Source organism: Acinetobacter sp. V2 (assembly GCF_001188385.1).
In the GTDB taxonomy this organism is placed as follows: domain Bacteria; phylum Pseudomonadota; class Gammaproteobacteria; order Pseudomonadales; family Moraxellaceae; genus Acinetobacter; species Acinetobacter oleivorans.
Map to the genome: position 1 here is coordinate 1,434,743 of NZ_JZFB01000001.1, position 8,623 is coordinate 1,443,365.

The 8,623-nt window shown below is 38.5% G+C and carries 12 protein-coding genes; 6 read left to right on the forward strand and 6 right to left on the reverse strand.

What is annotated here, in order from left to right:
• From gspL to UC75_RS06585, 4 genes are all read right to left on the reverse strand, one after another.
• A partial coding sequence (gene gspL, locus UC75_RS06570; protein ID WP_128825212.1) for a type II secretion system protein GspL occupies positions 1 to 1,056 on the reverse strand: 1,056 nt, incomplete at its 3' end.
• A 23-nt stretch (positions 1,057 to 1,079) separates the two neighbouring features.
• Positions 1,080 to 1,535, reverse strand: a complete 456-nt coding sequence (locus UC75_RS06575) for a SixA phosphatase family protein (RefSeq protein WP_049837085.1) — start codon at positions 1,533 to 1,535, stop codon at positions 1,080 to 1,082.
• 56 nt (positions 1,536 to 1,591) lie between these two features.
• Positions 1,592 to 2,665: an NAD(P)H-dependent glycerol-3-phosphate dehydrogenase gene (locus tag UC75_RS06580; protein ID WP_005306983.1), complete on the reverse strand. Its 1,074-nt coding sequence runs from the start codon at positions 2,663 to 2,665 to the stop codon at positions 1,592 to 1,594.
• A 34-nt stretch (positions 2,666 to 2,699) separates the two neighbouring features.
• Positions 2,700 to 3,275 carry a nitroreductase gene (locus tag UC75_RS06585; protein WP_049837086.1) on the reverse strand — a complete coding sequence of 192 codons (576 nt, stop codon included), beginning with the start codon at positions 3,273 to 3,275 and terminating at the stop codon, positions 2,700 to 2,702.
• Positions 3,276 to 3,484: 209 nt separating this feature from the next.
• Here UC75_RS06585 and UC75_RS06590 point away from each other — a divergent pair, with 209 nt between their 5' ends.
• Positions 3,485 to 3,865, forward strand: coding sequence for a hypothetical protein (locus UC75_RS06590; RefSeq protein ID WP_003650739.1), 381 nt, complete (start codon positions 3,485 to 3,487; stop codon positions 3,863 to 3,865).
• A 38-nt stretch (positions 3,866 to 3,903) separates the two neighbouring features.
• On the opposite strand, the gene rhlB is transcribed toward UC75_RS06590, so the two are convergent.
• Together rhlB and UC75_RS06600 are read right to left on the reverse strand one after the other, a co-directional pair.
• The gene (gene rhlB / locus UC75_RS06595) at positions 3,904 to 5,055 is read right to left on the reverse strand and encodes an ATP-dependent RNA helicase RhlB (protein ID WP_004791258.1); all 1,152 of its coding nucleotides are present in this window, start codon (positions 5,053 to 5,055) and stop codon (positions 3,904 to 3,906) included.
• A 103-nt stretch (positions 5,056 to 5,158) separates the two neighbouring features.
• Positions 5,159 to 5,371: a cold-shock protein gene (locus UC75_RS06600; RefSeq protein WP_000126912.1), complete on the reverse strand. Its 213-nt coding sequence runs from the start codon at positions 5,369 to 5,371 to the stop codon at positions 5,159 to 5,161.
• 375 nt (positions 5,372 to 5,746) lie between these two features.
• Here UC75_RS06600 and UC75_RS06605 point away from each other — a divergent pair, with 375 nt between their 5' ends.
• From UC75_RS06605 to UC75_RS06625, 5 genes are all read left to right on the forward strand, one after another.
• Complete coding sequence (locus tag UC75_RS06605) at positions 5,747 to 5,992, forward strand: sulfurtransferase TusA family protein (protein ID WP_004791256.1); 246 nt, start codon at positions 5,747 to 5,749, stop codon at positions 5,990 to 5,992.
• Positions 5,993 to 6,125: 133 nt separating this feature from the next.
• A complete protein-coding gene (gene rpoH / locus UC75_RS06610) occupies positions 6,126 to 6,992 on the forward strand; it encodes an RNA polymerase sigma factor RpoH (protein ID WP_004791254.1) in 867 nt (288 codons plus the stop codon).
• Between the two features lie 111 nt (positions 6,993 to 7,103).
• Positions 7,104 to 7,469 carry a DUF423 domain-containing protein gene (locus UC75_RS06615; protein WP_004643452.1) on the forward strand — a complete coding sequence of 122 codons (366 nt, stop codon included), beginning with the start codon at positions 7,104 to 7,106 and terminating at the stop codon, positions 7,467 to 7,469.
• A 13-nt stretch (positions 7,470 to 7,482) separates the two neighbouring features.
• Complete coding sequence (thiS, locus tag UC75_RS06620; RefSeq protein WP_004791249.1) at positions 7,483 to 7,680, forward strand: sulfur carrier protein ThiS; 198 nt, start codon at positions 7,483 to 7,485, stop codon at positions 7,678 to 7,680.
• A 13-nt stretch (positions 7,681 to 7,693) separates the two neighbouring features.
• Positions 7,694 to 8,479, forward strand: a complete 786-nt coding sequence (locus UC75_RS06625) for a thiazole synthase (RefSeq protein ID WP_001154366.1) — start codon at positions 7,694 to 7,696, stop codon at positions 8,477 to 8,479.
• Positions 8,480 to 8,623: the final 144 nt, after the last annotated feature.

Consider the following 8,623-nt stretch of genomic DNA (forward strand, 5'->3'; position numbering starts at 1 on the left):
TTGCTGAGTTAAAGCTTGCAAATCATCTGCCGACTTTGCTTTTAATGCCATTGTTAATATTGACGCATCATAATTTAACTGCTGAGCTAAAATTTGTCTTTGCATTAAAATAGGCCCAACACGACTCAATAAAGAAAGTGCTTGAGTATCACCCTGCTTACTCATGCGTAAATGACTTTCAAATTGGCTTTTTATGTTCTGCTCATTCACACGACTAGAAGAACCAAACCAATATTTATATTGCTCTATCGTCTGCTCAGCGGTTTGATTAGCCACATTTTTTAACTTTACCCAGCGCAACAAGTCATAGCTAAACTGAACCACTATAATTGCTAAAATAACAGCAGCACATGCTTTCCAATATCCTGAAACCGTTTGCTCTTGCCCTTTAGCTTTAGGTAGAACATTAAAAGGATGCTGTTTAGGTTTATCTAAAGCCTGAAATTGATAAATAAATTCTGAACGCTGCTCAGCACTTGATGCTGCCATCAAGCTTTCTAATTGTTCTGCTGTCAAACCACTATATTGATAGTGTGTTTCAACTGGCTGGAACTCTAAAAACAATCCTAAATCATCTAGCGAATTACCAACCCATTTACTTTCACGCACAAGTAATTTCTGGTCAATATTACATAAGACCACTTGCTGATCTTGAGGTTCCGGTAAAATTAAAAAATCTGGCAATAAAGCAACGAGTTTAATAGGCAGCAAAGCCATTGCATGTTGCCATGTTTCTACTGTTGTTTTTGCCACCCCCAATACGGTTAATTGATCAGCATGAAAATGATGAACCACTTTCATATGATCAATCGGCAAAGTCACAAATTCTTCAAGCAAATATTTAACACCATCTGCCCCGAGTTGCTTGTAATGAGACTTTGCCATGTGCTGCTGGAGTACCTGAGCATGGCGACTAGGGAAAAAGATGACAGCTTCTTTTCCTTGATGTAGTTGCAGATCTTGTATTAATTGATCAAGACTTGCTGCCTGCAACCAGTTTTCTCCGTTAGACCAATGCCATATTCCATTGGTTTCAGGCATCCATAAATACAGCATAATGGGCTAAATGACCTTTTTAATTATATTGTGGGTACAAAACTATTTTTTTGTGTTGATAAACCAGTAGCAATCACAGCCTGATCATAAATTCGAGTTTCGGCAAGTGCAAATGGATTAAAGTTTTCATGAGTCAGTAGTTCAGCAATATGCCCTACTACATTCATATGACACACGACTACAATTGACTCATACGGAACCTGAGACAGCCACTCAACCGCTTCTTTCGCATTATCGTCCGGTTTAATTTTATCGCATAACAACACGGGAACATCTTTAAAATAAGTTTGAATATGCGCTAATGTTTCTTGAGCACGCAATAATGGACTCACTACGAAAATATCTGGCTTAACAATATCTTTTAAAAATGTTGCTGTTTGTTCAGCTTGAGCATGCCCACGAGCAGTAAGTGGACGTTTAGTATCATTACCATTTACTGGAGGAGCAGCTTCCCCATGACGAACTAATGTCAGTTGCATAAATATTCCTTGTTAATAATTCTTGCATTATAACCGTAATTTATGACATTTCTTCTTCAGACTTCATGATGAGGTAAAACAAACTCAACATCACTACGGTGCCCATTTTTCATAAGAGATAAGGCAATATTTAAAGGAGGTGCCCCCTCAAAGATAACTTCATATAAAGCGTTGGTAATTGGCATATACACGTCTAGTTCTTCTGCTTTACCGCGTACCTGAACAATCGTATTAATTCCTTCCGCGGTTTGCCCCAACTCTTTACTCGCTTGATCAAGTGTTTTGCCTGAACCCAAAGCATAACCAATTTGATAATTACGGCTTAATGGACTATTACAGGTTGCAAATAAGTCACCAACCCCAGATAAACCTAAGAACGTTAATGGATTTGCACCCTGTTTAACTGCAAAACGGCTCATTTCAGCCAAAGCACGCGTTAAAATCATACTCTTGGTGTTTTCACCAATTTTGTAAGCTGCACCAATTCCCATTGCAACGGCATAAATATTTTTAAGTGCTCCACCCAGTTCAACACCATGCACATCATCACTACCAAAAACACGGAATAACGCACTATGGAGAGCATGCTGTACAGCATAACGAACGAGTTCAGAATCACTGGCAATAACAGTACCAGATGGCATTCCCGCCATAATTTCCTTCGCGAGGTTTGGTCCAGACAATACCCCATAAGGCACTTCTGGCAATTCTTCACGAATAATATCGCTCATGAAGCTAAAAGTTTTAGCCTCGACACCCTTAGTTAGAGAGACAATCGCTTGTGCAGTAATAAAAGGAGCAATTTGTTTTAAGACATCACGAAATGAATGGCTAGGAATGGCCACTAAAATAATATCTCGATCACATACTGCTTGTTCAAGGTCAGATACAGCACGCAATGAGGACTCTAAAACAAAGTCTGGCAAATAACGTTTATTAATATGGGTTTTATTGATTTCTTCAGCTGTATCAGCATCACGAATCCAGATCATGGTGTCGCAGCCATTACGTGCAGCTAAATTCGCCATAGCCGTACCAAAACTGCCTCCACCTAAAACAGTAATACGTAATGCTGTTTTTTTATCGACCGCGACAGGTTCCACTAAATCTGTAAACTTAAATTCAGTCATGCTTTATTATCCTATTTCTTACTTCTACAGACTTTTATGCCTGCCAAACTTTTACGAATTCTTTACTTTCAATATCTGCACGCGGTGCAATCGCTTTAGCTGCTGTACCCACATAAATAATACCTGAGATTAAATCATGTGGTTGCAATCCTAAATGCTGTTTTAACCAGTTTGATTCGACAACAGCACCACTACGCCACATGGTAGAAAAACCTTGCACTTGTAAAGACAATAAAAGGTTTTGTACGGCAGCCCCAGTACTTAGAATCTGTTCAAAATGTGGAACTTTAGGGTGATCTTGCAATTGCGTAAGCGCTAAAATGAGTAAAGGTGCGCGGAAAGGATGTTGCTTCACTCGCTCAAGTTGTGCTGAGTCGGTTTCACCTAAATCGGCCAAAGCTTTTGCTAAAACCTCACCAAAAGCACCACGTTGCTCAGCCTCGATAACGACAAAACGTGTTGGTTTCAGTCTATGGTGGTCAGGAGCAGTTAAAGCAGCTTGAAAAGCCAACTCTAGTTGATCTGCATTTGGAGCAGGCTCAATCAATTGACCAATAGATTGACGTTGGTGAATATTCTGATGAATTATCTGTATTGCTGAATCCGTCATTAATATTGATCTAACTCAAAAAATTCAAAATAGATTAGCATAATCTACAGATAATCCACCATTGTATCTAGAACATAAAAATAACGAGTTCGTGCTTTGACATTTTTTTAAGACAAAACATCAAAACTTATACAACGTCTTCAAAATCAATTAGAAAACTTGTGTTCAAATAGTGAGATCTTTTGACGATTAGCGATATTAGGTGAAACATGAAAAAAATAATTTTAGCGAGTGCGTTGAGTAGTGTTGTTTTATTACTAGGTGCTTGTGCCACTACGCCTAAGAACACTTTGGCAGTTCAAAAAGAAAATAATCAATTTGAAGTCACAGGTATTGGTAAAACGAATCTAATTGCAAAAAATAATGCGATTACTGCCGCTCAAAAAACTTGTTCAAAAAGCACCAGCCCTGTTGTAGTAGATGAAAAAACAACATACAACGGTGTATTAAAAGATGTTGTAAGCGAGAAAACAGGCCAAATGGTTGAAGCAGCGGCTGGTGTAATTGGCACCTTAACTGGCAAAAATGCATCACTTGCAAAAGATGATGATTATCAAACAACTCTTACCTTCTATTGTAAAATTAATTAATCAAAAAAAATCCCAATCAACTGATTGGGATTTTTTTATTAGCAATAACCATCTAGACGGGTTAATGGCAATTTCTTACCAATTGCTTTTTCAATTTCCGGCAAGTAAAAAGCATCATCTTCAGATAAGAAACTAATACTTACACCTTGTGAGCCAGCACGACCTGTACGTCCAATGCGATGTACATAATCATCTGATTGCTCAGGTAACGTATAGTTGATCACATGAGATACGCCATCAACATGAATACCACGGCCAGCAACATCAGTTGCAATCATGACATTATTTTTACCCTGCTTAAACTGCTCTAACATTTTTAAACGTTTATCTTGAGCAATTTCACCTGAAAGCATACCGACCCGATATCCATCTCTCTTTAAATGATCATAAAGACGGCGTACTTGATCACGTCGATTCGCAAAAATCATAACTTTATCGATAGGCTCTTCACGCAAAATATCTTGTAGCAAACGATATTTATCTTGTTTCGCGACGACATAAACGCGTTGCTCAACATCGTTGTTAGTTTTTTGCTCAGGCTCAATCTCAACAGTGATTGGTTCAAACAACCATTGTCTTGCCAAATTAAGTACATCATAACTAAAAGTAGCCGAGAACATGAGCGTTTGGCGTTGTTCCTTACGTGGGGAATAACGCACAATACGTTTTACAGAAGGAATAAAACCCATGTCCAATAAGCGGTCAGCTTCATCGATGACTAAAAATTCAATTTGATCGAGCCAAACTTCTTTTTGTTCTACAAAATCAATTAGACGCCCAGGAGTGGCAACGATGATGTCGACAAAATTAGCATCTAACTGTTTCTTTTGCTTATCGAAATCTACGCCACCCAACAGTGTCACGATGTGTAAATCTGAAAATTTTGTGAGTAACTTTGCATCGCTTTCGATTTGCAGTGCTAATTCACGAGTAGGTGCCAAAATCAAGGCACGTGGCTCACCACGAAAACGCTGCTCTTGAATCGGGTTATGTAACAAGTCATTAATTACACTAATAAGGAAAGCAGCAGTTTTACCTGTTCCTGTTTGCGCTCTACCAATCGCATCATGCCCGCCCAACGTATATTTTAAAACCTTTTGCTGAATCGGGGTCATTTGCTTAAACCCTAAAGCATCAATCGCCTTTTTAAGTTGCGGATGTAAATTCAAGGTTTCAAAACCAGATGTCATAAATACGTGCTCTAACAAACAATCTCTCTAATGAGAAGATCATTATAAACAAAAACGCCCCAATTCAAAAATTGGAGCGTCCATGATTCATCAAAAAGATGAATTAGTCTAAAGGCTGAACGTTTTCAGCTTGAAAACCTTTTTGGCCTTGTACTACACTAAATTCTACGCGTTGGCCGTCACGTAAAGAACGGTGACCGTCACCAACGATTGCGCGGAAATGAACAAATACGTCATCACCACCGTTACGTTGAATAAAGCCAAAACCTTTAGTGTCGTTAAACCACTTTACTACGCCTTGTTCGCGAGCTGTCATAAGTCAATCCTCAGATGTTGAAAAAAGGACCTTCCGGTGTTGCAAACAGCAGAGCAAACAAGTGTTTAAAATATTTATAATCTTAAAGCTTGTAATCATTCTGTAAAACTATCAACAATTTCCGGTTACATCCATTTGTTATAAGATTTTTAAACCAATTTAAGTGTGTGGTAAATCTTAAAACGGTTCGAGCTTACCACGGGTTTATGACAATTAATAGAATTTTTTTCAATTATTCCCCGTATTTTTAGTCGTTTTTTTAAACAGCTTATTACAATATTTTTTATAGGTAATTGCTTGTTTCTTCTTTTATAAAATGTGCAGCATTTATAAAAAAATTTGTTAGAATAATTTTTTTAGTTGTTTTGATGATGAATGACCAACACTTCTTCTACTACAGCACCCATTGAAATTAATGCTTTGGGCCAACCCTGTCCGATGCCTTTATTAATGCTAAAACGCGAACTCAAAAAAGTATCGGGTAAACAGCTATTCTTATTAAAATCTTCTGACCCTCATAGTGAAATAGATGTAACTCGTTACTGTGGTTTACATCATTTTATGTGTCAGACAACACATATATCCGAAAGAGAATTTCACTATTTAATTGAAACTCAATGATTCTTTGATAAACTAAAAGATTAGAAATTGCATAAAATTTTACATTTCTCTACCCAATTTTCCTTAATTATGAAGCTGATTCAAATTAAGATGAATTTATTGGTTATCCCATCCGATCCTACAAGGAGAAATCATGAGTGACAGCAGCAATCAATTGATGCCCCTGTCATTGTCTGCGCCCGGTGTAAACCTTGGTGCATATATCAGTACTGTCAATCAGATTCCTATTTTAACGGCCGAGCAAGAAAAAGAACTTGCTGAACGTTATTATTATGACCAAGATCTTGATGCCGCAAAAATGCTGGTAATGTCGCATTTACGTTTCGTCGTTCACATTGCGCGCAGCTATGCAGGTTATGGCCTACCACAAGGCGACCTTATTCAAGAAGGTAATTTAGGCTTAATGAAAGCCGTGAAGCGTTTCGACCCAAATATGGGCGTGCGTCTTGTATCTTTTGCCGTCCACTGGATTAAAGCAGAAATTCACGAATACGTTATTCGTAACTGGCGTATTGTCAAAATTGCAACGACCAAAGCACAACGTAAATTATTTTTCAATTTACGTAGTTTAAAAAAATCGAGTAAAAAATTAACGCTCGAAGAAGCTCAATCGATTGCGAATGACTTAAATGTTACTGCAGAACAAGTTCTGGAGATGGAAGGTCGTTTAACCGCTTATGATGCTGCTTTTGAAGCTCAAGGCGACGACGACGATGACACCCCACATACTGCACCTGCATTGTATCTTGAAGATAATCGATATGATCCAGCTCGTTTAGTTGAAAATGAAGACTGGGAAGAGCAAAGTACATCTGCTTTACATGATGCAATGGATCAGTTAGATGATCGTTCGCGTAATATTTTACAACGTCGTTGGTTAGATGATGACAAGTCTACTCTCCACGAGTTAGCAGCCGAATATAATGTATCAGCAGAGCGTATTCGCCAGCTTGAAAAGAATGCAATGGAAAAAATTAAAATTGCTATGTCTGCAAGCTAAAAAAAAGTTTAAAAATAAAAGGGCGTTTAGCCCTTTTGTTTTATCTGGCTATGTTTAGCCAACCCAATCTATGATAACGTTGCCCTTCATTATTCATTTGCGTTTTTTGTTATGTGGATTGCCATTTCAGCCCTTAATCTTGCCTTTGCAGTCATGTTGGGTGCTTTTGGAGCACATGGTCTTAAAGCTCATGCGAGTCCAGAGCAACTTGTTTGGTGGCATACTGCAACCGACTACTTTTTCTACCATGCTTTAGGCTTACTAGCACTTGGTATTTTAAGCAAAGTCATCCTGACGTTCCCCATTAAATTGCCATTCATATTGATTCAGATTGGTATTTTATTTTTCTGTGGTTCACTCTATATCATGGCACTTGGATTACCGAGAATTTTAGGGGCAATTACCCCAATTGGTGGAGCATTTATGATAGCTGGATGGCTCGTTTTGGCTTGGAATGCCCTCAAATACGCAAAATAATTGGAATGTGATCATGCAAATTTATTTAAATGGCGAATTAACGGACACGCCTTGTCAAAATCTGTTGCAACTCATTCAGGAAATGGCACTTGAAGGAAAACGCTTTGCTGTCGAACACAATCAGCAAATCGTTTCTAAAAGCAAATTAGAGCAAATCACTATTGCTCAACATGACCGTATCGAAATTATTCACGCTGTTGGCGGCGGCTAAGTCGGAGTTATCCATGCAAGACACCCCTCTCATTATTGGTTCACGTTCTTTTCAATCTCGTTTATTGGTAGGAACTGGCAAATATAAAGACTTAAATGAAACGGATTTAGCTATTCAAGCCAGTGGTGCAGAAATCGTAACTGTCGCAATCCGCCGTGTGAATATTGGACAAAATCCAGATCAACCAAACTTATTGTCTGTCATTCCACCAGAAAAATACACAATTTTGCCAAATACCGCAGGTTGTTTTGATGCTGATAGCGCAGTTCGTACTTGTATGCTAGCGCGTGAGCTACTCGATGGTCATAACCTAGTAAAACTTGAAGTTCTAGGCGATGAAAAGACGTTATATCCAAATGTAACCGAAACTTTAAAAGCAGCTCGAACTTTGATTGATGATGGTTTTGAGATTATGGTCTATACCTCTGATGACCCGATCATTGCGCAAGAACTTGAAAGTATGGGCTGTGTTGCGATTATGCCTTTAGGTAGTCTAATTGGTTCAGGTCTAGGTATCTTAAACCCGCACACTATTTCAATTATTAAAGAAAATGCAAAAGTACCAGTTTTGGTGGACGCAGGCGTTGGTACAGCAAGTGATGCAGCTATTGCTATGGAACTTGGTTGTGACGGCGTGCTGATGAATACAGCAATTGCAGCTGCTCAAAATCCTATTTTGATGGCTTCTGCAATGAAAAAAGCTGTTGAAGCTGGGCGTGAAGCATTTTTAGCGGGTCGCATGCCACGTAAACGTATGGCGAATGCAAGCTCACCAGAAACAGGTTATTTCTTTAAGTAATCATTAATTTTGCCTAAATTTTAAAGCACGATAACAAAAGCTATCGTGCCGAGTGGCATGGATGCCACTGTTGAATAGGGGCCACATGGATGTGCCCTCTGTTCAACAAAGGTTTTTGTTACTTTTGACCTTTCAAAAGTAAGG